This window comes from Paludibacterium denitrificans (assembly GCF_009707705.1).
GTDB classification, from domain to species: Bacteria; Pseudomonadota; Gammaproteobacteria; order Burkholderiales; family Chromobacteriaceae; genus Paludibacterium_A; species Paludibacterium_A denitrificans.
The window spans coordinates 77,951-102,523 of record NZ_WLYX01000002.1; the positions used below are offsets into that span (position 1 = coordinate 77,951).

A 24,573-nucleotide genomic window follows, 5' to 3' on the forward strand; every position below is an offset into this window, starting at 1 on the left:
CAAGCAGCTTCGTCAGGCGGGCGGCGCACTCAACATCTTTGATAACGCCTTGCCAGCCGCTGACAGCCCAAGGACCGCACTTGCCACTTGGCAGCGCCTCCGGAAATCCATCAACCGGGTCTGTAAGCCTGGTTGCGCCTTCACGAGAACCACGAGGCCATCGATACCCGGCGGCTTGATGTCGAAAGCGCCGGTGCTCATGATCTTCGTGCGCACGGCTTCGAACACCTTCTCCGCTTCAGGCTGCACAAGCTGCTTCAACTCGGCCTCGTAGCTTTGAACAGTCATCTTGCCGCCGAACAGCTTTTCCACCACGGCTTACCAAGTGTCCCAGCACCGACACCGGGCCGAAGTAGTCCTTCTTGTCCTTGGTCACGAACAAGTAGGGGCGCAAATCGATACCCGATAGTTTCGGCGACAAGCATGCCCAGTCGCATATCGTCTCTGAGGACTTCCACTCAGCCAACACGGCGCTGTCAGGCACGGATACAGGTTCGACGGACTTCGGCCCCTTCCGCTCACCAGCTTGAGGCTCCTTACCATCAGCCGTCGCCAAGTGCTTTTCCAGGGCATCGAGGTCTTCGCAAAATCCGTGCGGATGGACCGCTGCGACAAATGCGATCTGCTCGAACAGCCGTGGTATGAAGCGTTCCGCGAGCATAAGCTTCGCGAGTACGGGCAACTTGATGTCGTCACCGAATCCGCGTGCTGTCGCGGTGCGCTCGCGCAGCAACAACGTGTTGAGGAAACGTTTTATCTGACGCGGGTTGCCTTTCGCGCCGCTTGCCGGGATGGGGCCGATTTGATCGCTGAGTGCGAGCGCGTTATTCGCCTTCTCGGCCTGCTTTCCTAGCGCTGTCTTGATGGTTGCAGAATCCAATCCGCCGCTGGTCCAAGGACGTTTCAGCTTCTCCCGTGCCACGCCGATCAGCTTCGCGTAGTCCGCGTCGTCCTCACCGATTTCGGCGCCAGCCAGCAGCAACGTGACATAAATCCGTGTCTCGGTCTCGCCCAATGCCGGAATACGGAATGGAACCCGGATGAGTTTTTCGAGGTAATTGCGCGCGTAGTCCCGCGGCCCGGTACTGTCGGGCAGATCAGGGAAATGCTTGCGCACTGCGTACTCGATCATTGCCTCGTCGGCTGCGACGACGAACGCCGTCCGCGCAGTGAAGACGAACAACCGGATGGCTTCGAGGGTTTCGATGGCGGTGTCGGGCAAGCAACGATCGAGGTCATCAATCAATACGACAAGTTGCCTGATACCGGCGTCCTTTAGAAGTCGGTCAAACGCCTTGCGGAACGCCTCCACTTCCTCCGGCACGTTTTTGGACTCGCCCGGCTTCAGCACGGCCTTCACCTCATCCACGGCCGTCGTGAGGTTTTCCTTCGTCGCAATCTTGGCTGGGTCTGCTACCAACGCTTCAAGGGAGCCGATAATGGCTCCGATTTGGTCAGGTGTTGGTATGCCCGTGAAAGCGGTCATCGCCAAACCGCCAGCCCTCTTCGCAACCTTCAACCAGTCGATCCGGCTGAACACATCCTTGACGGCGGCCGCAGCCTTGGTCAGGGCCGGGCGCTTTTCGATCAAGCCTGTCACGATCCCTTCGATCAGGGCGATCTTCGCGTCCTCGAACCCCGGAATCGCCAACCGTTGAACTTGAGGCACAGGACATCGTCCGTGCTGGCGAAACCCGCCTCGATCATTTCGAGCACGCTGGACTTGCCCGCGCCCCAGTCGCCGTGTACCCCGATCGTTACGGGATGTTCGGGCTTTGCGCGAAGCAGCCCGATGATCGTGGTGGCGATGGCCTCGTTATTCAGCAGATCAACCTTGGTTTCGTTGTCGGCTAGGATCATTGGTTTCCTCCCTGTGCATACAGTGCCGCGCTTAAGCTATGGCGTCCTTTGGCCGCAACAACGCGGCTGCGCCCAACCCCACACACTGGCGCAACCGATCATCGTCCAAGTTGTTCAGGTCCTCGGTATTGCGAACGCCAGCAGACAGTAGTGCCAAGTATTGGCCGCGCGTCAGCCGCACCGAAACCTTAGTGAGGGGCAGCGCGTCGCACGGCAAGCCGAATTCGAGCCGCTGAAGAATTTCGTCCAGACCTTGAAGAAAATCAGGTTGATCGGGGAATAGCGTTGCCAGAATCTGATGCGCGGAACGCAGATGAAAGCGAGTCGCGTCGGCAATGCCGATGATGTTGCCGTAGCCAATGGCACCGCCAAACGGCGTCGTAGAGTAATGCCTCTCCAGCACATCGACGGGCGTCCCCTCAATCCAATCATGCAGCAGTGCGGCACGCTTGCATCGTGCCCAAAACTCGATCTGGTCACGACAGTACCGCTGCAGCATTTGAGGCATTTGCTGTCCGAAGCGCTGAGCCACCTCGCCAGCGCGCACACTTTCGGACTGCCCCTTCTTCATAACCGGCGTATAAATGGCATCCAGTTCGTCCAGCACTTGGACCATCGCTAGGATGTGGCTGGGCGGTGTCTGCGCGACGTTCAGGCGTCCCATCAATTCGACCAGGCGCAGGCTCGACTCGAATGACAGGGACGAGGCGCCACATGCGCGCCCAAGGAGCGTCAGGTGGATGAGATCGCCTTCGCGCTCAGCAAGCCCTGCCTGCAACAGGCGCTCAACCAGAGCGCTCACGTCCCGCTCTACCATCGCGACCCATTGTGGATTCGCTCGCGATGCCGAGTACCCTCCGAAAGTGTTGACCAGCAGTCCCGGGATCTCGTCAGCACGGACGCCGCGCACCTGACTGAGCAGACGCAGCGTCCATGTCGGCAGATCACGTTGCTGGAAGGAGGACCTTACGTCTTCGGGGACACCCAGCACATAGCGCTGGAAAAGCTGTGCACGTTCCATTGGCGTGTCCGCCAGGATGATCGCCTTGCCGGTCTCATTGAAGCCGAGTCGCCCAGCGCGACCCGCCATGTTCTTGTACTCGGCCACCGTGAACTGTCGACCGTCCTCGCCGACGAATTCATTCTCGGCGAGCACCACCGTTGAGGCTGGCGTGTTGATGCTTACGGCCAAGGTCGTGGTGGCGACCAGGGCATGGATGCCCCCCATGGCGCTGCGATACCCTCGCTCGACCGCCTCGCGTTCCGCCCTCAGCAAATTGGTGTTGTGGAATGCGGTGCCACCGGCCGGGCATTCCCGCAAGTCCTGCGATGCGCCGGTCAGGTCTTGGGTGGGAAGTGAATCCGAGGATTGCGCTGGTTAAGCGGCAGGCCAAGTTCCTTGGCAAGGTACTTCGCACACCCCCGGGCCGGACCGCGCATGTTGCGGAACACCAGTAGCTTCTCGCCCTGACCCACCAGTTGCTGCGCCAGAGGCACGATCACATCCTGCGAACTGGGTTTGTCGCGACGCTGCACGATGCGGTACGAAGGCAGTAAAGCCTCGGTCTTCGTAGTCCCGTCGGTATCGATGTATTGGAATGTTCCTCGCCGGTCGAGAACGCCTTCGATCAACGGCACGGGCCGCTCGCGCGACAACAGTAGCGGAACACCGAGCCAGCGATCGAAGCTATTCAGATTGCCAATGACTGCGGACAGGATCACGAGCTGCGGCTCGATGCCATGCTGTCGGGCCCGCAAGAGCAGAGAAAAGATCAGCTCAACCGTGATGCCGCGCTGCGGGTCCGTGATGAACTGCCCTTCGTCCAGCACAACCAGACCGAGCTGACTCAGCAGGCGAGGCGAGCCCAACGCTAGATTGAGGAAGGTCTCATAGGTAAAGAAGCCCGGGTCATAGCGCCCAGCCAAAACGGGCCCGATGCCGTCGGTTGCATCCCCACTGCAGCGGACCACGCGCAATCCTGCAGCCGAGTAGCGCTCAGTGAACTCCTCGAATTTCTCGTTGACCAGCGCTCGATAGGGCAACAGGAATGCCGCCTTCTTGCCGGACGTGACCGCCTGAATCGCCGCCACCTCGCCGACCATCGTCTTGCCGGAACTCGTCGGGGCAACAACCAACAAGGAGTTTCCGCTGAGCACGCCGAACTCGTTGACCGCTTTGAGTTGCAGTGCGTTGAGACCTTGAGGAAAGTCGGTGGCCCACCTATCGACAATCTCGGGCGGGAAGCCGTGGGCGGAAAACTCCGCGAACGATCCCGACATTTGATGGACAGCCCTTGTAGGAAAAGCTGTGGCGTAGTTGTCGCCGCGCTTGAGCGTCGGGAACGTCAGACCGCCTTGCACACTGCCCAAGAATACGGGCGTTTGCGTGACGCTGATTCGCTCGGCCTCCACACGCACCAGTCGGATGATCTCCCCGGCGATCTCAGGAAAGCTGACTGAGTCGCCTACCGTGCCTGTCAACGCCTCAATCACGGCGTGGGTGAGCAAGCCATGCCCGGTGCCAGGCTGTTCCCACGCAGATTCATTCGTCGCACAAGCCGCCAGAAGGATACGGCCTTCTCCATAGATGCCCGTAAGTGCGAATGCATTGCGCGGGCGTGCCACCGTCTCCAGCACGCGCGCCGGTGCCGGCCGCTGAAACAGCAATCGAGGATACATAGGACGGCGCGGGCCTTGGTCGCCTTGAAGGCGTCCGCCAAGCCAGCCATCGATAAGGCCGTCCCAGCAAGGTCGTGCGGCGTTCGTGTCGAACAACACCAAGTTGCCATCTGGAGATCCGTGTCCCGCAAACGCGATAACCACCACGTCATCTACACTCGCGGCAGCCAAGGTGCCTAGCATGGCTCCTGACACTTCCGCGTGGGTGGCAGCCTCGTCCACGAGTAGGCGGCCACTCAGGCCTTCGATCGTATCGGTGAACAGTGCCCACAGAGCCGTAGCATCGCGGCGCGCTCCGCCCAGTTCGGGTATGGAGGTATCGAGATGCTTGTTGATGCCTACGAATATCGCCTTGATCGCCATACGCGTTCCTTATCCGATTCGAGCAAGGAGTTGTTCAATCACGTCGCAGGCCTGCCGCTGCCGCAACGTCCTCGCCTCACGTTGCTCTGGTTCGTCACCTTCGCCCAGCTCGAACTTGGCGACCGACACCGGACCATCCTTGCGATAGCCTTCGGCTTTCTCGTCGCTTGCGAAGCGGCTGCGCAGGATTGCCAGCGAGGCCTCGACGACGGTACCGTGCTTGCCGTTGCGCTCCTTGTGGAAAGCCGCAGCCACGGCGTCTAGTCCTTCAGATGCATGTTCAATGCAATAGATCAGATCGTGCGCGTCCTTGCGTTCGAAGCGCTGATCGAACGCGAACGACTTCAGGCAGGTAAAGCTGACCAGGTTGGCATGCTTAATGTGTTCCGTCGCGATTCCGTTGCCACCGAGGAGTTCAGCCTGGATCTCGGTAACTTGGTGAAGGTCAAAAACAATGGAGGAATATGGGATATTCAGTGCCGAGATCGTGCCTTCGGTCGGCAATGGCTGCACCTTGCCACCAGCGATGTCCGGTGCATCCGCCAGCAGTTCCAGCACCATCAACGCGCCATGTTCAGTGCGGGTCTGCCAACGCCGGAAAGCTTTGTACCGGCGCTGTTCTCGGCCCGCTCGAATCCCATCTTCTTGAGGTTGTCTTCGAGTGTGTGATACGCCTCGGTATCCGCCAGGATTTGCAGGTCGATCACGATGTCCACGTCCAGAGTGCCTGCGTGCGCTTAAGCACTACCGGCGGCCGTGCGGCAACAAGATAGCGCGGCGTGAGTCCCCCGATCAGGTAGACCGACTCTTTCCACGGCCCGAGTCCGCGCAGCAGCGTCACAAGGACGCGTTCGCAGTCCACCGTGTACTGGTCGCTGTAGCCGTCGAACGTTGCAGGTTTTGCCATCAGAATCCGATCCTTTCCTTGCGTAAGTGCTCGGCCATTTCCTTAGCGCGGCCTTCACCGCGCAAGAGGTCGAGATAGACCTGGACCGGACTGGCCAACCAAACGCCCCCGACGTTTTGCCGGAACAGCAGTTCTCCCGCCGACTTCGTCTCGATGACCGCGAGGTTCGCCCCTTCATTGACGACGCGCGCACCCAGCTCCGCCATTGCCGTCTCGGCACTGGTGCTGGGTAGCAGTCGAACTCGCACCTGTGAGATGCCGGACAAGAAGGGGGTATAGCGCTGTGCAGCGGCTTCGTAGCTCACCGCGTAAGCGACCTGATGCGAATCGAACATCTGGCCGAGCCGTTCGATCAGCGCATCAGATTTCAATCTAGGCACGAAGTAGCGGCGCAGCACTGGCGTGCGCTGCGTGGCGAGCTGCTTCGCCCAAGCATCGAGCAACGCACTGGGTTCTCGCAGATGCCGTTCCTTACTCGGCCCCTGTCCTCGCGACACCAACCAGTCGAACCGCTCCAGCTCACTAAGTACGTCCGAGGCCGTGGATGGGGCCACCTGCGCCCGTTCGGCCACTTCGGTAACACCAAACCATTCCTCGTGATTGACCAGAGCGCATACAAAACCCGGGCACGCCGCCCGGAGAAGAGCGACCGCACCGACTTTTCCAAAGTCTTCGGAGGCGGCTTGTCGATGTAGACGTAGGCACCAGAGGCTTAACAGGAACAGGCTTCCGCCGCTGTCGAAGTAGCCGATGCGCTCGGCTCTAAGCAATTCTTTCGCCCCCGGTGAGAGCGACTCGGCGATCAGCAGGTGCTGCACATCGGCGTAGTGACCATGCTGCAGCGACTTCAATTGCCACAACGCCCGGCGCACATCTCGGGGATAGACGGACTTCTTTGCCTCAACCAACAAGACAATCGACCTACCGGCGACGTGCAGATCAATCTTCGCGTCGACGCGACCAGCGGCTTGAACAGCAGGTTCTGACAGAGTCAACTCGGCATGCACGTCTGGCAACTCCCGGAGTGAATCCAAGAGCTGGTCGATCAGAGCGTGTTCCACGAAGGTCGATTCGGTCATGACGGCCGTTATTTCCTGTTCAGCGAATAACAGCACTATACCGAATATTCGGTATAAACGCCATATTCGCTGCACAGCGAATTCCCTTCTTGGTAGCCTGGATGCGACGATCATCCCGGCGTTCCGTCGTCGGGCTCGCGGCTCATGCCCCATGCCTAGTACCGAGTCATGGCTATTCGGCTTTGATTCCTGACGCCTCCGGCCCAATGGGCCTGCGCGCTGCGCTTGCCCATCCGTGGTGTCGTCGGGGGGGGGAGAGTGGGCGGTCTTGCTGTTCCCTTCACCGTATCACGGCGTTCTCGCCGTCAAGGGCTGCGCGCGCCTTGCGCGCTTGCGTCCTGGCGGCCGTCGTTGCCCCCTGACTGCTTGCGCTGCGCCGTGCTGGAGCCGGTTCCGGGCAATTCCGCCCGAGCAACCGGAGATCGTCATGAACGACAAATCACATGTTTCCCTCGAACAACACGTTTGCCCTGGTCTGTGGCAAGGCATTCGATACCGGCTCTGTCCTGCTCGACAAGCGCCTGCGCGCGAGCATGGAGCACCATACAAAGACGGGATGGGGCCTGTGCCCCGAGCATCAGAAGCTGTCCGATGACGGCTTCGTTGCGCTGGTCGAATGCGACCCGCAGCGCAGTGGTTCGCCGGCGGGCTCAGCCCGCATGAAGCCGGACCAGGCGCACCGGACGGGTCGGCTGGCCCATGTGCGGCGCACGTTGTTCGCCAAGGTGTTCAACGTGTCAATCGATGACAAGCAGACTTGCGTCTTCGTAGAGCCTGGCGTGATTGACCAGTTGCAGTCGATGGTGGCGCCAGCTGCGAGCTGATCGCGCCGCGCAGACTTCGGTGCGTCGTCCCTGCTGGGGCGGCGCACTTTTTTGCTGCGCCCGGCGCGGGTTCTTCTGCGCCTGCGGCTCTACGCGCCACGAGCGGCTACAGGCGTGTTTGCAGATCGTCGCTGTTGCCCTTGAACGATCAAGGCAAACGGAGTGCAACGCTGCACGGCTCCTTGAACTCATCATAGAGCAAGGCGTTCAACGGTGCTCCCGCCTTCACACAGCGGTCAGAAAATTCATTGATTTTGTCGATCGTCCATTCAGTACCATGCCGGAACAGCCGTTGATCTCCATTGGGGGCAGTGCCCGGCTTCCCATGTAGCAAACCATTTCTTTCCTGAACGACTGCTGAAAACTCTGCCGCAAACGGAACAACTTTCAAACGGAGGTCGGTGTCAGCGATTCTGGAAAAGAGTCGCTCAAGGTCTTCGGCAATCTTGCCAGCCGTTTTCCTTCGAGGCTCGATGGTATTGATGTAGCCATCTTTTAGTCTTTGGCAGCACCACACCGCGTCCCACTCTAGTCGTGCAAAAGCCACTGCCGCTAGGCCAATTGCGTGAAAGTAATTGGGGTCTTGCGGAATAAGAAGCCGATCATTGCTCATGAGTAAGTTCCTCATCAGTATTGAGAGGTGTTGGTTAAATACGCATTCGGGCTATGTTGACACGTTTCTATTTCAAAGAATCCATCGCAGATTTGATAGTCTGCGGATTGCGTTCGGCAATCCCGATTTATAACTACCGGTACTTGTAATCTATGCATACGATGTCGCTCTCTGAGCTTCCAATCTTTGTGCTCGAACACCACACATGGTCGTGGTGGCGAAGGGCTTGGAAGCGACCGCTTAACTTGTACGGAAGCGGTGTGAAGCTTGGTGTGAGCTATTGGGACTCAGGGAGGCGGCAGGAAAAAGTGTGCGCCTCAACACTCCAAAATCAAAGATTTTTGGTGACTCACGCCGTCGCCGTCGGTCTGGTGGCAATGGCGGTCGGCAGGGGGGCTGTAGCCGGTGCTGCCGCTTAACTTCTACACACTGATGGCCATGGTGCTACCGGTGGCCAAACCGCTGCCGACGTCTGGTCGTTCTGGTCGCTTTGGATTACCGTCCACGGGATTGGGTCAACTCCGGGTAAGCCGTTTTGAACAGCATATTTAGTCTGCCTTCCCCTGCACAGGTAGGCGCTCAAGGAGCGCAGAATACAGCCTAGCCAACTCGTCCTTGCCTGCCGTGATACAGGCCACCTGCTGCCGCAGCACTTCGCTTTCAGCTCGGCTTAGGCCGCTAGATGCTGTTCAGCCTCGCTGGTCCGACCCAAAGCAACGGCTAGTTGCATTTGGGCGGCCTGCGCTTTCTCCTCCTGCAGCTGCAACTGATGACGCACCTGTTGTAGTTCAGACTGCAACGTGCTGGTTTTCGCTCGCGCCAGATCCCGATCTTCGGTGACGCCTTTGATAGCTTGGTGGTGCGCGGCCGTCAGCGTGGCTAGCTTGCGTTCATACTCAGCCCTAGCCGCAATGAGTTCATCGTTCAACAGTGTGTGGCGGGTGACATGCTGGAGAATTTCCTCATTGGCCTGTTGTACGGTTTCTGCGTGCAACTGCTCCATATCCTGCAATTTCAGCCTAGCAGCTTCTTTTTCCTGCACCAGTTCAGCCCGCGCATGCTCCAACTCGTATCGTAGCAACTCCAGTGAGCGGGCTTGCTCCTGACCCAGTGCCTGAGCGTGCTCCAGACTGCTTTGTACACGGGTCAGTTCATCCGCTAGGGTTTCTTGCTGCTGTCGCGAGGCATCCACATCTCTGTGTAGAGTTTCTATCTCCTGCTGCCAGTTTGTGCGTTCCTCATTAAACACCCTGCTGGCGTACTCGCAGGCTGCACTCCACAACTGCATCATGAACGGGCTAGCAAGCTCGGCCAATCCGGTCGGCAGATCAGGGAACGATGCCTGCCGACGCTGACCATCTTCCCATTCTGCCTTCGCCTTTCGGATCTCATCTTGGAGGGTACCCAGAGAACCAGTACCGATGGCATCCCGGATGACCAGGGCGCTTGGCTTCTGCCCCTTGGCTAGCGCTTGCAGAGCCAACTCGCGGGCCTGCTCACGTACCGTTTTACGTTCCGGCATGCTAGTAGCCTTCTTAGGTGTTTTTCTAGATAAATAATTACATAATTACCGTAATTACGTAAAGTAAATCGGTGTATTTATGTTATTATTTCCATAATATTGACGAAATAGTACCTTCGATCCATACTGACAGCCATCCTCTTGAAAGCCTTACCCAGCAAGGATTTCAGCATGCTTACCCCTTTTGAATCGGGCCATGTCACCACTACCATCAGCAGTGGCCTTACCATCAACGATGACGACACTCGCGCTGTTCAAGACTGGCTGGAAGAGGTGGCCACTACCCGGTCGCACACCACCGGATGAACTACCGCAAGGAACTGACCCGCTTCCTGAGCTGGTTGGCCATCCAGCAGTTGCCGCTTCGTCAGGTGCTGCGACAGCACGTTAACCATTACCAGCAGTTTTTGCAGAGGCCTCCCGTTGAACTGATCAGCAAACGCCGCACGGCTGGTATGCTATCCGGCCCTCTGAAACCCTCCAGTATTCGCCGAGGCCATGACTATCCTGCATAACTGCTATGACTGGATGCAACTACATGACCGAGCTAGCATCACTCGCAACCCGTTCCGACGTGTGCGCGTACAGAAGGATCAAACCAGCCACTTTGAAGAACGTATGCTGTCGGCTGCGGCAATCGAGCAGATCAATGCCACCATTGCCGAGTTGCCAAAGGAGAGTCTGCGGGACTTTCACCACTACTACCGTTTGCGCTGGTTACTCGCACTATTGCTGATCGGAGGCCTGCGCCGAGAGGAAATCGTCTCCGGCTGTATGGGTGATTTCCAATACGATGCCAGCTACAAGGTATGGACGCTACGTGTGACAGGTAAAGGTAATAAGAGTAGGGACGTAACCGTAACCGAAGAATTGCTGGCCGAACTCCAGTACTATCGCCAGCACGCCCTTAACCGACTAGTCATGCCCGAACCTGGTGAGGATCTACCCCTGATTCACCAACTAAATGGCAAAGGTTGGCGTGAGCCACGCCCTATGGGTGGAGATCACCTCTATCAGTTGGTCAAGCAACTACTCGCCGGGGCCGCCGCTCGGGCCATTGATGCTGGCTTACCCCACTTGGCCGAGGAATTGCGAAAGGCCTCGCCGCACTGGTTCCGCCATGCATCCATCACCGCCAAGCTAGAGGCTGGCGTACCGATTGAAGATGTCGCTGATGAGCATGGCCACATCAACATCAATACCACTCAGCGCTATGCCCACAAGCGAAAAGGCTTGCGAGCGAGTCGGATGGCTTAGCCTGAAACTTCTACCGACGAACGGTTCTGATTAAATTTTCTCTTGCTAACGATGTTTTAATTTTTGGTAAGGTGTTTTCGGGTAGCGCCATTCGGCTTTGTTGCACAAATCAGTTAAAGGCCGAACTACCCCAAACCCCAGGGCGGACTTATCCCATGCGGACCGTGTGCGGCGTGCCCAGCGCAGTAAAGCGATTGAGTATCGCAGCACAGATTTGAAGCTCTGCAACCTGCCGGTCAAAGTCCCGCGATTTGACGCGGTCTGCCAACAATTTGAAGCAATGCATTTTCGTCTCGACCAGGCTGCGGCGATGGTAGCCAGTCCACTTTTTCCAGAGCGTCCTTCCCAAGTACTTCACCGCGCGCAGTGACTCATTGCGAGCCTGATTGCCCTGTGAATTCCCTTTCCAGAGTTGACCGTTTCGCCGCGGGGGAATGATGGCCGCTGCGCCACGTTCTGCAATCGCAGCGTGACACAGGCGCGTGTCGTACGCCCCATCCGTGGTTACCGTCATCAGTTCTTCTGACGCTGGGATTTGCGATAGCAGCTCTGGCAGCATGGTGGCGTCGCCAGTGCGGTTGTCCGTCACTTCCATTGCACGGATTTCCAGCGTCTGCGCATCTACCCCCAGATGCAGCTTGCGCCATTGGCGGCGGTAGTCTGCACCATGCTTTTTCACCTTCCACTCGCCTTCGCCCATCATCTTTATGCCGGTGCTATCCACCAGCAGATGCAGGCAACCCTGCTTTTTCTGTACCGGGATACGCACTTGTAGGTCTTTCTGGCGTCGGGAGAGCGTACTGAAATCAGGCACCGCCCAGTCGAGCCCGGCCAAATGCAGCATGCTTTCGACCATGCCAGTGGTTTGGCGTAACGCGAGGCCAAAAAGGCATTTAATGGTGAGACAGAACTGAATGGCGGCGTCGGTAAACGTTGGCTGGCGCCCCCGTTTACCAGTGGTAAGCGCTAGCCAGTTCATAGCCTTGTCGAGCCAGAGGAGTAGTTGCCCTCGCTGCTTGAGGGACTGATTGTAGGTCTGCCAGTTGGTGGTTTGGTACTTGGGAGGGAGGGGCTTGCTCATGCCGTCATTCTACCGGACGTATACAAGCCCAGATTTGTGCAACAAAGCCGCCGGGATCATCTAGCGATTGACCGGAGGCCGGGCTTACCTCGCCCATGGGCAGGCATCTGAGATTTCATCACGAGGCGCTCGAGATGTCATAAGAATATGGTATGCCAATAGAATGAATGGGAGTGTCGTGGCCTCGAGAGTCCTAGCAGTAGCTCCGCTCGCCCCGGTCAGGCCGCCGCAACACTTACAGCGAGGGCTTGGCGCAGATCAGCGATCAGGTCCTGTGGGTGCTCGATTCCCACACTGAGCCGGATCAGCCCCTCGCCGATTCCGCTTCGCGCCCTTGCTTTGGGCGAGATGAAACTGTGTGTGGTGCTGGCAGGATGGCAGGCAAGGCTGTCCACATCGCCCAGCGACACGGCTTGTGTGAAAAGCCTCAGATTATCCAGTAGACCGGCCGCCGCGCGGCGAGTCCCCTGTGCAAGCTCGAAGGAAACGATGCCTCCGTATCCGCCATCCATCTGTCGGCTTAAGCTAGCGCGTGCTGAGGATGGCTTGGCAGCCCGGGGTAGTGTGTTGCAATAACCGCAGGGTGCATGGCCGGGAAGGCGGCGACCTCGGCCGCACCTTCGCAGTGTGCCGCCATGCGCAGGGGCAGGGTCTTCATACCTCGCAGGAGGAGGAAAGCCTCTTGCGGCGCCAGATTTCCTCCGACGTGTCCAAGTCCGGTCGTCCGCACCGGTTCGACCAAGCGTTTTACCCCGGCCAGAATGCCCCCTGTGCTATCGCCGTGGCCGCCGAGGTATTTCGTCATCGAATGCATGACAAGATCGATACCGTGTTCGATCGGACGGGTAAGGCAAGGGGAACAGAAGGTGTTGTCGACGACGGTCGTGATTCCTCGGGGCCGTGCGAGTGCGGCCACTGCCGCCGGGTCATGTAGATGGAGTGTGGGGTTCGTCAGCGTCTCAACCCAGATTAGACGCGTTGCTGGGGAAAGACTTGCTTTGAGCCCCCGCTCCGTAGCATCGACCACATGGATGCCGAATCGAGAGCCGAATGCATTGAGCAGGCTTTCTGTTCCTCCGTATAGCGGACCAAGGAATACGATCTCATCGCCGGGAGCGAGCAGCGTGAGGACGGTCGACGATACCGCGGCCGTACCGCTGCTGAAGGCGACTGCTGCCTCCGCTCCTTCTAGGTCCGCAACCTTGTCTTCGAGCGATTTGACCGTTGGGTTGGCGAAGCGGCTATAGCGATAGCCGTCCGCCTCACCGGCAAAGATCGCGGCACCATTGTCGAGCGTGCCATATGCGAAGGCGGAGGTCTGGTTGATTGGTGTGGCAATTGCGCCGCTGACCGGGTCAGGCTTCTGACCAGCATGAACGGCTCGAGTACGCAAATGAGTCATTGAAGATGTACTCCGATGGGGGATAATCCTAGGATTGTTGGCCGCAGTCACCCCATACGGCATGGCAAAGAGCCTAAACCAGCACGACCGCCACCTTGGCCCACTCACCGACCGGTGGGGGAGCATGCTCTGCCAACTGTTGCGGCTCAAGTGCCGTCTACGCTGTTGCGCTCTAGATCCACAACATCTGGGGGGCGAAGGTCGGTTCGTCCCGGTCTGTGAACGTCCAGTTCAGTTTTGCGCGTGCTCTTTGTGGTAGTTGGACTCCTGCGAGCGTGATCTGGCACGTCGTCACGCGGTAGCTGGGCAGGGAAGGGGCATCAATCCGAAGAATCCCTTGATGATAGTATCGCTCTCGGTGTGGGGTACGACCTAGCGCAAGTGATCCTGTACAGCTGGGCGCGTCGACTAGCTCGCCAATACACTGCGTGATGGAGCCTCGGTCGCCCCCCGTCCAGTTTTGAGTATTCGTACGGATTCCTCCACTAACTCACACCACAAAACCGGCATAGCTTCGTGCCTGAAAATTGCCATCATTTTGCATCCCAAATACGCTACACCACCGCGTTGGAAATCGCCAGCGCACTTCTTTCAGCTATTTCGCAGATTACGCGGATTCCGGTGAACCTGATTAGCAGCATGGTAGCATCTGGCCAGTTCTAGATCCTTGTGCTGGGGCAAGAAAATCTTGACCAGCAAGTGAGGGGTATCTGGGCTTAGGCCGAAGCAGCCATCTGGGCGGTATGCTTTAGATAGCTACTTTATGATGCTTACCAGTCAATTGAAAATGGCTATAAAAGCATGGGAAATTCACCACTTGGACTGCCCGGGTGTGCTTGATCACTACAGTTGCACACCACCCGCACCGAGGTGAACTGGGCGGTAGTACACAGCGGGCCGTCACAACTGGTGGCCAGTAGCAAATAGGCTTTGACCCGATCACTGCCTTTCAACCCCGCTTCCTGCCCGGTCCTGACCAGCGCCCACAACTTACAGTCCCCCTTCAACACGCCAGCCGTTTCCAGCTCAAAACCGTATTACACTGACCATCACATTAAATTCCGGACACGCTCGGCGCTGAATGAATGTGAAATGATGAAGCCCAGCCATTGGGCTCGCTACCCCACAGACATGAGCTTGGCGCACAAAGTGACTATGGGGACGTCTCAGAAAACGGAAAATAAAGCACGTTAAGCCCATTGCAGACGCTAGATATTGACGAGTACGTCGGGTTTTCTCTTGTTTGAGTTGCCTCTTGTGGTAAGATAGTAATCAATTACTATCTTACAAGGAGTGCTCGTGGACACCCATCCAAAGCATCTGCTTAAGCCGATGAACGTCGTGCCGTAACTGTCGAGTCCGTCGTGGCGCTTGCCGGTTCACAAAACCCAAGCGAGATAACCACTGCAGCTATCGCTAAACACATGAACTTGACCCGGGGTGCGCTGTTTCGGCACTTCCCGAACAAGGAAGCCATTTGGCAGGCGGTCATGGAGTGGGTAGCAGAGCGCCTATTAGCCAGAATCGATCGATCCGCACAAGGAATCGAGTCGCCCTTGGCAGCCATGGAGGCGATGTTCATGAGTCATATCGAATTCGTAGCTGAGCACCCGGGCGTGCCAAGAATGATGTTTGGTGAGCTTCAGCGTGCCGAATCGACACCGGCCAAGCGCATGGTGCAAACCTTGATTCAGCGCTACGGCGAACGTTTGCATCGTCTCATCGAGAAAGGCAAGGCCAGCGGCGAGTTGTCTCCCTCGCTTGACAACGAGGCGGCGGCAACACTGTTCATTGGCACGATCCAGGGCTTGGTCATGCAATCGCTGTTGGCGGGTGATGTGGGACGTATGCACCGCGATGCGCCGCGCGTCTTTGCAATTTATCGGCGTGGCATAAGGAGTGCGCAATGAAAAAGTTACCCTTGCAAGGCCGCACCCGGCGCTGCTTGCCGTCATCATTCCTTTGCTGGTGCTTTTTATTTATGTCGGTCTGCGATCAGGGCCGCTCGCCCCGGTCGCTGTGACGGTGGCAAGCGTGGAATCACGGGCTATCACACCGGCGCTGTTCGGCATCGGCACGGTGGAGGCGCGCTACACCTACAAGATCGGGCCGACGTTTGCCGGGCGCGTCAAACGCCCTGGAGGTGCATGTAGGCGACCGGTCAAGGCCGGACAGGTGCTCGGCGAGATGGAGCCGGTCGACCTCGATGATCGGGTGCGCTCACAGGAGTCGGCATTCAAGCGTGCGGAAGCGGCTTTGCGCGAGGCAGAAGCCCGGCAAGCCTACGCGCAAACCCGGGCGCGCCGCTACGAGCAATTGTTTGCGGTGCGCTCGACCAGCGAGGAAATCGTCACCACCAAGCGGCAGGAACTGCAGATCGCCGATGCCGCCTTATCTGCCGCTCGGGAAGATATTGTCCGGGCACGCTCCGACCGCGAAGGACTCGTCGCGCAGCGGAGCAATCTGCGCCTGATCGCGCCGGTCGACGGTGTAGTCGCCGTGCGCGATGCCGATCCCGGCACGACCATCGTCGCGGGCCAGGCCGTGGTGGAAGTGATCGACCCCAAGAGTTTGTGGATCAATGCGCGCTTCGACCAGATCAGCGCATCGGGGCTGGCTGGGGGGGTGCCGACTCTTATCGTCCTGCGTTCGCGTGGTGGCCAGACCTTGAAAGGTCGCGTGCTGCGGGTGGAACCCAAGGCCGACGCGGTAACCGAGGAAACGCTTGCCAAGGTGACATTCGATAACAAACCAGAACCTTTGCCACCGGTGGGTGAACTGGCCGAAGTCACGGTTGACTTGCTTACGCTCCCGGCCGCTCCACTGATCCCCAACGCTGCCGTCCAGCGTGAGGGCGACAAAGTTGGTGTCTGGCAAATCGTGGATGGTGATCTGCATTTCTCCCCGGTCAAGCTCGGCACTTCCGACCTCAATGGTTACGTGCAGGTGCGCGAAGGGCTCAAGAATGGGGACCAGGTTGTGACCTATAGCGAAAAGGCACTGACGGCGCGCAGCCGCATCCATGTGGTCGACCATATCCCGAGAGTGTCACGATGATCAGCCTGGCCGCGACATTCTCCATGCCCGGGAAAATTCGTCTTCACCGGCATCGGTCTGGGTCTGCTGATCGGCGTTACCCTGGTCATGGCTGGGGTGTACCGAGGCATGGTGGACGACGGCAAGGCGTTGCTCGACAACAGTGGCGCTGACCTTTGGGTGGTGCAAAAGGATACTCTGGGTCCTTATGCGGAGTCGTCCAGCCTCAACGATGACGTGTATCGCGCCATTCTCGCCATGCCGGGAGTCTCACAGGCAGCGAACGTGACCCTACCTGACCATGCAGGTACGCAAGGGCGAGAGTGATGTACGCACCATGGTGGTCGGCATCGCGCCCGGTGCGTTGGGGGCTACACCCGGATGGCCTCCTTATCTCGTCGCTGGACGCCAGATCACGCGCGGTCACTACGAGGCGGTGGCCGACATCGCCACCGGCTTCAAACTGGGAGATCGTCTTGCCATTCGCCGAAATCATTACACCGTCGTGGGGCTGACACGGCGCATGGTGTCGTCCAGCGGCGACCCGATGGTATTCATTCCGCTCAAGGATGCCCAAGAGGCTCAGTTCCTCAAGGACAACGACGCCATTTGGCAAAGCGTCGCACCGAAGCCAACCCGGCCTTCAATCGACCCGGTGTTACTGGTTTGCTGGATGCCGTGATTGCTTCACAGAGCACCAACGCGTTCGTCAATGCAGTGCTGGTCACTCTGAAACCTGGTCATGCGCCGGACGAGGTTGCCGAATCCATCCGACGCTGGAAACGTTTGACGGTCTACACACGGGCACAGATGGAAGACATCCTCGTCGGCAAGTTGATCGCCACGTCGGCCAAGCAGATCGGCATGTTCTTGGTGATTCTGGCCATCGTTAGCGCGGCCATCGTTGCCTTCATCATCTATTCGCTGACGATGGACAAAATCCGCGAGATCGCGGTGTTGAAGCTCATCGGCACACGCAACCGAACCATCGCCGCGATGATCATGCAGCAGGCGCTCGCCCGGGCGTGATTGGTTTCGTGGTCGGCAAGATCACAGCCACTTTCTCAGCGCCCCTGTTTCCCAAGTACGTACTGCTGATGCCGTTCGACTCCATCGCCGGTTTTTTCGCCGTGCTCGTGATCTGCGTTCTAGCCAGCATCGTCGCCATTCGCATGGCACTCAAGGTCGACCCGGCCGAAGCCATTGGAGGTTGAGATGAGTGGCAAAGGCATTCGCATCGAAGGTTTGAGAAAACGTTATGGCGAGGGCGATACTGCGGTCAATGCCTTGAAAGGCGTGGACATGCAGGTGGCACCCGGCGAGGTGGTGGGCCTGATTGGCCCTTCCGGGTCCGGCAAGAGCACGCTGCTCAAATGTCTGGGCGCGGCGATTGATCCGACCGCCGGTCGCATGACGCTGGGCGATGAAGTGATCTACGACGATGGCTGGAAAGTCCGCGACTTGCGCGCCTTGCGGCGCGACAAGATCGGTTTCGTTTTCCGTGCACCATACCTGATTCCGTTTCTCGATGTCACCGACAACGTGGCGCTACTGCCGATGCTCGCAGGCGTCGCGAATGGGGAGTCGCGCGCGAAGGCACTGGAACTGCTCACCGCGCTCGATGTGCAACACCGGGCTCGCGCCATGCCCTCGCAACTCTCCGGTGGCGAGCAGCAACGGGTCGCCATTGCGCGAGGTTTGGTCAATCGCCCTCCGGTGATCCCGGCTGATGAGCCCACAGCTCCACTAGACAGTGAGCGCGCCATGGCTGTAATCCGCATCCTCAATGACATGGCTCGGAAGTTCGAGACCGCCATCATCGTCGTCACCCATGACGAAAAGATCATCCCCACTTTCAAGCGCATCTACCACATCCGCGACGGTGTGACCCATGAGGAAGCTGGCGAAGGGCGGGAGTTCGAATGAGAGAACGATTGAATTACAGGAGAATTTCATGACCCACCGCAAACACAGCCACGCATTTGGAACTATCACCCTGACCGTTACGGCCTGCCTGCTTTTATGGGGTTTTCAGTTGCCAGCTTGGGCTGGTGACGCTACCCGTGTTGAGCCACTGGCGCTACGCAAGATCATGCAGGAACTCGGGCGCAACATGCAGGCTATTACCGGTGCGATTTCGCAGGAGGAATGGGTTCAGGTCGTTCAGCTCGCCCCAAAAGTTGCTGCACACCCCGAGCCACCGCTTACTGAAAAAATGCGCATCCTTGCTTACCTCGGCGCTGATGCGACCAAGTTCAGAAACTTTGACGCGCAGACTCACGAGGCGGCGCTGGCCATGAAGCTGGCTGCTGCGAGCAGCGACGGCAAGGCGGTGATCCAATCATTCGCCCACGTGCAGGAAAGCTGCTTGGGCTGCCACCAAGCTTTCCGTAAACCTTTCGTGGAGCATTTTTATGGAGCACGCTAAAACATGCCAGCGCCCCATCAGCCTCGAAAGACGGCTTGCGGCAACTTACCCGGTAGCTGGTCTGGTCACCGCCGGTCTGGCCGGTTGCGCCGCTTACCTGATTTTCAGCGTCCCACCGCACCCGATGTGGCTCGCTACACTGCAACACCGGTGGCTGATAGAACCGCGTCCGCTCCCACGCAGTTCGGCGAAACACAACGTCTAGTCGAAGGGCTTCCGATCGAAACGCAATGGTGGCAAAGCTTGGGTTCATCCACACTCGACGGACTGATCAACGAAGCTTTCCATGTCAGCCCGACGCTGGCGAGCATCAGCGCCAATTTGCGACAGGCGCAGGAGCTTCTTGCCGCACAGGCGGGCTCGACGCAATATCCACAGGTAGATGTCGCACTGGGATCTCAGCGCCAGCAAATGAGTCCCAGTAGCCAAGGGTTGAGCGGAGACGCACGTCAATTCAGCCTCTACAACGCCAGCGTTGGCGTGCATTACAACCTCGATCTGGCTGGCGGCAACCGGCGCGCACTCGAAGCCTTGGCTGCTCGCGCCGACTACCGTCGCTTCGAACTGAATGCTGCGCGCCCGGCCCTTGCTTAACCAACATGGCAACCGCTGCCATTACCCGAGCACGCCTCGCCGCGCAACTAGAAGCCACTACTGCCATTTTGCGCGTGCAGGATGAGCAACTGCGCCTAGCCCATGAACGCGTGCGTATCGGTCAGGCCTCACCTGATGAAGCGTTGAGCCTACAAGCTCAGGCGGAGCAAACGCGGGCAGAACTGCCTGCGCTGCGTAAACAACTGCAACAAACCGAACATCTACTGGCGGTGCTAGCCGGTCGTGCCCCGTGCACGGGTGGCATCCCGGCCTTCACTCTGGCCGATTTCACTCTGCCCGTCGAGATGCCGCTCGTCGTGCCCTCAGAACTGGTGCGCCGCCGACCGGATATCCAGGCGTCAGAGGCGCTGTTGCATGCGGCCAATGCAGACTATGGTGTGGCTGTCGCCAAGCTCTACCCACAGATCAACCTGAGCGCCAACCTTGGCTCTCAAGCGCTGACCACCGGTACCCTGTTCGGTGGTGGCTCGGCAGTGTGGGGCCTGGTTGCGCAGCTCACCCAGCCTCTTTTTAATCCGGGGCTACCCGCTGAAAAAGAGCGGCGCTCGCCGCTTTTGATGCCGCCGCAGCCAATTACCAGAGCGTCGTATTGGAGTCTTTGCGTAACGTCGCCGACACCCTGCGCGCGGTGGAAAGCGATGCACAAACTTTGACTGCCCTCGCTGCCGCTGATATGGCTGCACAGGCCTCCTTGCAGTCGGTCGAGCGGCAATACCGGCTGGGCGCGGCCAGCTACCTGCAACTGCTCATCGCGCAGCAACAGGCACAGTCAATCCGGATCAATATGGTTGCGGCCCGTGCACAACGCCTAGTCGATAGTGTTGCTTTATATCAGGCCCGGGAGGTGGTGTCAGTTAAGGCTATGCCCTAACCTGATGTCAGATGTTGAGCACAAAAAACGTCAGAGTAGAGTGTGAATTTATATTTATTGACACATTCAGCCAAGGGTAATAGATTTCATCCTGACATTTTTACCTTTGGAGGCATCTTGCAAGGTCAACGTATCGGCTACGTCCGCGTCAGCAGCTTCGACCAGAATCCTGATCGACAACTGGAACAAATAGAAGTCGGCAAGGTATTCACCGATAAGGCTTCAGGCAAGGACACACAACGTCCCGAACTTGAAAGGCTGCTGGCCTTCGTCCGCGAGGGCGACACCGTGGTGGTGCATAGCATGGACAGGTTGGCACGCAACCTTGATGACCTGCGCCGCATCGTCCAAGGGCTGACACAACGGGGCGTGCGCATGGAGTTCGTCAAAGAAGGGCTGACGTTCACCGGCGAGGACTCACCGATGGCCAATCTGATGCTGTCGGTCATGGGAGCCTTTGCTGAGTTCGAGCGCGCCCTGATCCGCGAACGTCAGCGCGAGGGAATCGTGCTGGCCAAGCAGCGCGGTGCCTACCGGGGACGAAAGAAATCGCTGAACAGCGAACAAATTGCCGAGTTGAAACGGCGAGTTGCGGCAGGCGACCAAAAAACCTTGGTGGCCCGTGACTTCGGCATCAGCCGCGAAACCTTGTACCAGTACCTGCGGGAAGACTGACCATGCCACGCCGCTCAATCCTGTCCGCCACCGAGCGCGAAAGTCTGCTGGCACTGCCAGATGCCAAAGACGAACTGATACGGCACTACACGTTCAACGAAACCGACCTGTCGGTGATCCGTCAGCGTCGCGGCGCCGCGAATCGATTGGGCTTCGCCGTGCAGCTTTGCTACTTGCGATTCCCCGGCATCTTCTTGGGCGTCGATGAACCTCCATTTCCGCCCCTGCTGCGCATGGTGGCCGCACAACTCAAGGTGCCGGTGGAAAGCTGGAACGATTACGGCCAGCGCGAGCAGACACGGCGGGAGCACTTGGTCGAGCTGCAAACGGTGTTTGGATTCAAGCCCTTCACCATGAGTCACTACCGGCAAGCCGTGCATACATTGACCGAACTGGCCTTGCAAACAGACAAAGGCATTGTGCTGGCCAGCACCCTTGTTGAAAACCTGCGGCGGCAGAGCATCATCCTACCCGCCATGAATGCCATCGAGCGCGCAAGCGCCGAGGCCATTACCCGTGCCAACCGGAGCATCCATGCGGCATTGGCCGATTCCTTGATACCTGTCCATCGCCAGCGCCCTGGACGAACTGCTCAAGCGCAAGGATGGTAGCAAAATGACGTGGCTAGCGTGGCTGCGCCAATCGCCCGCCAAGCCGAACTCGCGCCACATGCTTGAACACATCGAACGCCTCAAAGCCCGGCAGGCGCTTGACCTACCTGCTGGCATCGAACGGCAGGTACACCAAAACCGCTTGCTCAAGATCGCCCGCGAGGGCGGCCAGATGACGCCCGCCGACCTGGCCAAGTTCGAGTCGCAGCGGCGTTACGCCACCTTGGTAGCACTGGCCATCGAGGGCATGGCCACCGTCACTGATGAAATCATCGACCTTCACGACCGCATCATCGGCAAGCTGTTCAATGCGGCCAAGAACAAGCATCAACAGCAGTTCCAGGGCTTCCGGCAAGGCGATCAACGACAAGGTGCGGATGTATGGGCGCATCGGTCAGGCGCTGATTGAAGCCAAACAAAGCGGCGGCGATCCGTTCGCCGCCATCGAAGCGGTCATGCCGTGGGACACCTTCGCCGCCAGCGTCACCGAGGCGCAAACGCTGGCGCGGCCTGCCGATTTTGATTTCCTGCACCATATCGGCGAGAGTTACGCCACGCTGCGCCGCTATGCGCCGCAGTTCCCGGACGTGCTCAAACTGCGCGCCGCGCCCACCGCCAAGGGTGTGCTCGATGCCATCGACGTGCTGCGCGGCATGAACAGCGACAGCGCGCGCAAGGTGCCCGCCGATGCGCCAACCGCATTCATCAAGCCGCGCTGGGCAAAGCTGGTTCTGACCGACGAGGGTATTGACCGGCGTTACTACGAGTTATGCGCCCTGTCGGAGCTGAAGAACGCACTGCGCTCTGGTGATGTTTGGGTGCAGGGTTCGCGCCAGTTCAAGGACTTCGACGAATACCTGGTGCCGATCGAGAAGTTCGCCACCCTGAAGCTGGCCAGCGAATTGCCACTGGCCGTGGCCACCGACTGCGACCAATATCTGCATGACCGACTGGAATTATTGGAGGCGCAACTCGCCACAGTCAACCGCATGGCGGCGACCAACGACTTACCGGATGCCATCATCACCACTGCATCGGGCCTGAAGATCACGCCGCTGGACGCAGCGGTGCCAGACGCCGCGCAAGCCTTGATTGACCAGTCGGCGATGTTGCTGCCGCACCTCAAGATCACCGAGTTGCTGATGGAGGTCGATGAATGGACGGGCTTCACGCGCCACTTCACACACCTGAAGACCGGCGACACGGCCAAGGACAAAACCTTGCTGATGACGACGATTCTGGCTGATGGTATCAATCTTGGGCTCACCAAGATGGCCGAGTCCTGCCCGGCACCACCTACGCCAAGCTGTCTTGGCTGCAAGCCTGGCACGTTCGCGACGAAACCTATTCGACGGCGCTGGCCGAGCTGGTGAACGCACAGTTTCGACAACCCTTCGCCGGAAACTGGGGCGACGGCACCACGTCATCGTCGGACGGCCAGAACTTCCGAACCGGCAGCAAGGCAGAGAGCACCGGGCATATCAATCCGAAGTATGGAAGTAGCCCGGGCGGACGTTCTATACCCATATCTCCGACCAATACGCGCCCTTCAGCGCCAAGGTGGTCAACGTCGGCTTGCGCGACTCGACCTATGTGCTCGATGGCCTGCTGTACCACGAGTCTGACTTGCGTATCGAGGAACACTACACCGACACGGCGGGCTTCACCGATCATGTGTTCGGCCTGATGCACTTTCTGGGATTCCGGTTCGCGCCGCGCATCCGCGACCGGGCGACACCAAGCTGTTCATTCCCAAGGGCGATACTGCCTACGATGCACTCAAGCCGATGATTAGCAGCGACAGGCTGAACATCAAGGCTATTCGCGCTCATTGGGATGAAATCCTACGGCTGGCCACTTCGATCAAGCAGGGCACGGTGACGGCCTCGCTGATGCTGCGCAAGCTCGGCAGCTATCCGCGCCAAAACGGCTTGGCCGTCGCCCTGCGCGAGCTGGGGCGCATCGAGCGCACGCTGTTCATTCTGGATTGGCTGCAAAGCGTGGAGCTGCGCCGCCGCGTCCATGCGGGGCTGAATAAGGGCGAGGCGCGCAACGCGCTGGCCGTGGCGGTCTTCTTCTACCGATTGGGTGAAATCCGCGACCGCAGTTTTGAGCAGCAGCGCTACCGGGCCAGCGGCCTCAATCTGGTGACGGCGGCCATCGTGTTGTGGAACACGGTCTATCTGGAGCGTGCCACCAGTGCTTTGCGTGCCCACGGCAAGGCGCTGGACGACACGTTGCTGCAATATCTGTCACCGCTGGGGTGGGAGCATATCAACCTGACCGGCGATTACCTATGGCGCAGCAGTGCCAAGGTCGGTGCGGGGAAGTTCAGGCCATTGCGACCGCTGCCACCGGCTTAGCGTGCTTTATTTTCCGTTTTCTGAGACGACCCCACTATGTGCCGTGGGACGGTAGATGTAGTGGATACTTGGTTTGCCCGCAGCAAGACGTGTCCGGCCGGTGGGGAAGAAGGCGCTGGGCCGAACCACAAGGCCAGAGCGAAACCGGCATCGGTGAAACAGAAAGTCAGGTTGTGTCAGGTTCAAACACGATCAAACAAGTCTGATGAGACGGTTGGTTCATTGTGACTAGGCCAACTGGCCAGCTTGATACGGCCGGTTGGAGATGGGACCATGCCCTCGCAGCTATCCAAGGTTGTGTTCGCAAGTTCTACGTTCAGCCGCTCCAAACTGGAGCGGCTTTTTTTATTCAAAACTATAGCCAGCGACAAATCTCCATCAAAGAAT

31 protein-coding genes and 1 pseudogene are annotated in these 24,573 nt (G+C 58.7%); 17 read left to right on the forward strand and 15 right to left on the reverse strand.

The features are described from left to right. Positions 1 to 12 precede the first annotated feature (12 nt). The 9 genes from GKE73_RS20975 to GKE73_RS21010 are packed head-to-tail and all read right to left on the reverse strand — an operon-like array spanning position 13 to position 6,888. Entirely contained in the window at positions 13 to 315 is a 303-nt protein-coding gene (locus tag GKE73_RS20975; protein ID WP_230371636.1) for a hypothetical protein, read from the reverse strand. Beyond that, positions 239 to 1,651 (reverse strand): Qat anti-phage system ATPase QatA, encoded by a 1,413-nt coding sequence (gene qatA / locus GKE73_RS20980; protein ID WP_280955267.1) that lies wholly within the window; start codon positions 1,649 to 1,651, stop codon positions 239 to 241. Before qatA ends, GKE73_RS20975 begins: the two co-directional genes overlap by 77 nt. Then, positions 1,612 to 1,860, reverse strand: a complete 249-nt coding sequence (locus tag GKE73_RS27075) for a P-loop NTPase fold protein (protein ID WP_280955268.1) — start codon at positions 1,858 to 1,860, stop codon at positions 1,612 to 1,614. The genes qatA and GKE73_RS27075 overlap by 40 nt, the downstream gene beginning before the upstream one ends. Positions 1,861 to 1,891: 31 nt before the next feature. Next, entirely contained in the window at positions 1,892 to 3,181 is a 1,290-nt protein-coding gene (locus tag GKE73_RS20985) for a hypothetical protein (protein ID WP_230371637.1), read from the reverse strand. Positions 3,182 to 3,198: 17 nt separating this feature from the next. Beyond that, positions 3,199 to 4,902 carry a DEAD/DEAH box helicase gene (locus tag GKE73_RS20990; RefSeq protein ID WP_230371638.1) on the reverse strand — a complete coding sequence of 568 codons (1,704 nt, stop codon included), beginning with the start codon at positions 4,900 to 4,902 and terminating at the stop codon, positions 3,199 to 3,201. Positions 4,903 to 4,911: 9 nt separating this feature from the next. Then, positions 4,912 to 5,463 carry a hypothetical protein gene (locus GKE73_RS20995; protein ID WP_230371639.1) on the reverse strand — a complete coding sequence of 184 codons (552 nt, stop codon included), beginning with the start codon at positions 5,461 to 5,463 and terminating at the stop codon, positions 4,912 to 4,914. Beyond that, the gene (locus GKE73_RS21000) at positions 5,463 to 5,618 is read right to left on the reverse strand and encodes a hypothetical protein (RefSeq protein WP_230371640.1); all 156 of its coding nucleotides are present in this window, start codon (positions 5,616 to 5,618) and stop codon (positions 5,463 to 5,465) included. Before GKE73_RS21000 ends, GKE73_RS20995 begins: the two co-directional genes overlap by 1 nt. Continuing rightward, the gene (locus GKE73_RS21005; protein WP_230371641.1) at positions 5,606 to 5,809 is read right to left on the reverse strand and encodes a hypothetical protein; all 204 of its coding nucleotides are present in this window, start codon (positions 5,807 to 5,809) and stop codon (positions 5,606 to 5,608) included. The genes GKE73_RS21000 and GKE73_RS21005 overlap by 13 nt, the downstream gene beginning before the upstream one ends. Next, positions 5,809 to 6,888 (reverse strand): type IV toxin-antitoxin system AbiEi family antitoxin, encoded by a 1,080-nt coding sequence (locus tag GKE73_RS21010; protein WP_230371642.1) that lies wholly within the window; start codon positions 6,886 to 6,888, stop codon positions 5,809 to 5,811. Before GKE73_RS21010 ends, GKE73_RS21005 begins: the two co-directional genes overlap by 1 nt. 443 nt (positions 6,889 to 7,331) lie before the next feature. Here GKE73_RS21010 and GKE73_RS21015 point away from each other — a divergent pair, with 443 nt between their 5' ends. Further along, positions 7,332 to 7,712: an ATPase gene (locus GKE73_RS21015; RefSeq protein ID WP_230371643.1), complete on the forward strand. Its 381-nt coding sequence runs from the start codon at positions 7,332 to 7,334 to the stop codon at positions 7,710 to 7,712. Between the two features lie 148 nt (positions 7,713 to 7,860). Here the strand turns inward: GKE73_RS21015 and GKE73_RS21020 are convergent, their stop codons facing one another. Beyond that, positions 7,861 to 8,325, reverse strand: a complete 465-nt coding sequence (locus GKE73_RS21020) for a hypothetical protein (RefSeq protein ID WP_230371644.1) — start codon at positions 8,323 to 8,325, stop codon at positions 7,861 to 7,863. A gap of 670 nt (positions 8,326 to 8,995) precedes the next feature. Continuing rightward, on the reverse strand, positions 8,996 to 9,847 hold the full coding sequence (locus GKE73_RS21025; protein WP_230371645.1) for a DNA-binding protein: 852 nt from the start codon (positions 9,845 to 9,847) through the stop codon (positions 8,996 to 8,998). A 171-nt stretch (positions 9,848 to 10,018) separates the two neighbouring features. Here GKE73_RS21025 and GKE73_RS24390 point away from each other — a divergent pair, with 171 nt between their 5' ends. From GKE73_RS24390 to GKE73_RS21035, 3 genes are read left to right on the forward strand one after another with little or no spacing between them, the layout of a single operon-like run. Then, positions 10,019 to 10,153, forward strand: a complete 135-nt coding sequence (locus GKE73_RS24390) for a hypothetical protein (protein WP_280955269.1) — start codon at positions 10,019 to 10,021, stop codon at positions 10,151 to 10,153. Further along, positions 10,150 to 10,362: a hypothetical protein gene (locus GKE73_RS21030; RefSeq protein WP_230371646.1), complete on the forward strand. Its 213-nt coding sequence runs from the start codon at positions 10,150 to 10,152 to the stop codon at positions 10,360 to 10,362. The genes GKE73_RS24390 and GKE73_RS21030 overlap by 4 nt, the downstream gene beginning before the upstream one ends. Continuing rightward, positions 10,346 to 11,104 carry a tyrosine-type recombinase/integrase gene (locus GKE73_RS21035; RefSeq protein ID WP_230371647.1) on the forward strand — a complete coding sequence of 253 codons (759 nt, stop codon included), beginning with the start codon at positions 10,346 to 10,348 and terminating at the stop codon, positions 11,102 to 11,104. The genes GKE73_RS21030 and GKE73_RS21035 overlap by 17 nt, the downstream gene beginning before the upstream one ends. Positions 11,105 to 11,252: 148 nt before the next feature. On the opposite strand, the gene GKE73_RS21040 is transcribed toward GKE73_RS21035, so the two are convergent. The 4 genes from GKE73_RS21040 to GKE73_RS21055 all read right to left on the reverse strand — a co-directional run bounded on the left by GKE73_RS21040 (position 11,253) and on the right by GKE73_RS21055 (position 14,612). After that, the gene (locus GKE73_RS21040) at positions 11,253 to 12,185 is read right to left on the reverse strand and encodes an IS5 family transposase (protein ID WP_230371080.1); all 933 of its coding nucleotides are present in this window, start codon (positions 12,183 to 12,185) and stop codon (positions 11,253 to 11,255) included. Positions 12,186 to 12,403: 218 nt separating this feature from the next. After that, on the reverse strand, positions 12,404 to 12,697 hold the full coding sequence (locus tag GKE73_RS21045; protein ID WP_230371648.1) for a PLP-dependent transferase: 294 nt from the start codon (positions 12,695 to 12,697) through the stop codon (positions 12,404 to 12,406). An 8-nt stretch (positions 12,698 to 12,705) separates the two neighbouring features. Continuing rightward, positions 12,706 to 13,587, reverse strand: a complete 882-nt coding sequence (locus tag GKE73_RS21050; RefSeq protein WP_230371649.1) for a trans-sulfuration enzyme family protein — start codon at positions 13,585 to 13,587, stop codon at positions 12,706 to 12,708. A gap of 791 nt (positions 13,588 to 14,378) precedes the next feature. After that, positions 14,379 to 14,612 (reverse strand): DUF932 domain-containing protein, encoded by a 234-nt coding sequence (locus GKE73_RS21055; RefSeq protein ID WP_280955280.1) that lies wholly within the window; start codon positions 14,610 to 14,612, stop codon positions 14,379 to 14,381. Between the two features lie 339 nt (positions 14,613 to 14,951). Here GKE73_RS21055 and GKE73_RS21060 point away from each other — a divergent pair, with 339 nt between their 5' ends. The 13 genes and pseudogenes from GKE73_RS21060 (at position 14,952) to GKE73_RS21115 (ending at position 24,186) form a co-directional block, all read left to right on the forward strand. Beyond that, on the forward strand, positions 14,952 to 15,497 hold the full coding sequence (locus tag GKE73_RS21060) for a TetR/AcrR family transcriptional regulator (RefSeq protein ID WP_230371651.1): 546 nt from the start codon (positions 14,952 to 14,954) through the stop codon (positions 15,495 to 15,497). Continuing rightward, on the forward strand, positions 15,487 to 16,644 hold the full coding sequence (locus GKE73_RS21065) for an efflux RND transporter periplasmic adaptor subunit (protein WP_230371652.1): 1,158 nt from the start codon (positions 15,487 to 15,489) through the stop codon (positions 16,642 to 16,644). Before GKE73_RS21060 ends, GKE73_RS21065 begins: the two co-directional genes overlap by 11 nt. 87 nt (positions 16,645 to 16,731) lie before the next feature. Next, positions 16,732 to 16,950, forward strand: a complete 219-nt coding sequence (locus GKE73_RS26825; protein ID WP_230371653.1) for a hypothetical protein — start codon at positions 16,732 to 16,734, stop codon at positions 16,948 to 16,950. Further along, the gene (locus tag GKE73_RS26830) at positions 16,925 to 17,305 is read left to right on the forward strand and encodes an ABC transporter permease (protein WP_230371654.1); all 381 of its coding nucleotides are present in this window, start codon (positions 16,925 to 16,927) and stop codon (positions 17,303 to 17,305) included. The genes GKE73_RS26825 and GKE73_RS26830 overlap by 26 nt, the downstream gene beginning before the upstream one ends. After that, a complete protein-coding gene (locus GKE73_RS26835) occupies positions 17,290 to 17,652 on the forward strand; it encodes an FtsX-like permease family protein (RefSeq protein ID WP_230371655.1) in 363 nt (120 codons plus the stop codon). The genes GKE73_RS26830 and GKE73_RS26835 overlap by 16 nt, the downstream gene beginning before the upstream one ends. Next, complete coding sequence (locus GKE73_RS26840) at positions 17,649 to 17,837, forward strand: ABC transporter permease family protein (protein ID WP_230371656.1); 189 nt, start codon at positions 17,649 to 17,651, stop codon at positions 17,835 to 17,837. The genes GKE73_RS26835 and GKE73_RS26840 overlap by 4 nt, the downstream gene beginning before the upstream one ends. 1 nt (position 17,838) lies before the next feature. Continuing rightward, a complete protein-coding gene (locus GKE73_RS21090; protein WP_230371657.1) occupies positions 17,839 to 18,549 on the forward strand; it encodes an ABC transporter ATP-binding protein in 711 nt (236 codons plus the stop codon). Positions 18,550 to 18,577: 28 nt separating this feature from the next. Next, entirely contained in the window at positions 18,578 to 19,051 is a 474-nt protein-coding gene (locus GKE73_RS21095; RefSeq protein WP_230371658.1) for a cytochrome c, read from the forward strand. A gap of 84 nt (positions 19,052 to 19,135) precedes the next feature. Continuing rightward, positions 19,136 to 19,645: a TolC family protein gene (locus GKE73_RS21100; RefSeq protein ID WP_230371659.1), complete on the forward strand. Its 510-nt coding sequence runs from the start codon at positions 19,136 to 19,138 to the stop codon at positions 19,643 to 19,645. Between the two features lie 5 nt (positions 19,646 to 19,650). After that, the gene (locus tag GKE73_RS24395) at positions 19,651 to 20,319 is read left to right on the forward strand and encodes a TolC family protein (RefSeq protein ID WP_280955270.1); all 669 of its coding nucleotides are present in this window, start codon (positions 19,651 to 19,653) and stop codon (positions 20,317 to 20,319) included. Continuing rightward, entirely contained in the window at positions 20,256 to 20,537 is a 282-nt protein-coding gene (locus tag GKE73_RS24400; protein ID WP_280955271.1) for a TolC family protein, read from the forward strand. The genes GKE73_RS24395 and GKE73_RS24400 overlap by 64 nt, the downstream gene beginning before the upstream one ends. Before the next feature lie 117 nt (positions 20,538 to 20,654). Then, positions 20,655 to 21,212, forward strand: coding sequence for a recombinase family protein (locus tag GKE73_RS21110; RefSeq protein WP_001162010.1), 558 nt, complete (start codon positions 20,655 to 20,657; stop codon positions 21,210 to 21,212). Between the two features lie 2 nt (positions 21,213 to 21,214). Then, positions 21,215 to 24,186: pseudogene (locus GKE73_RS21115) on the forward strand (Tn3 family transposase). The last annotated feature ends 387 nt before the right edge of the window (positions 24,187 to 24,573 follow it).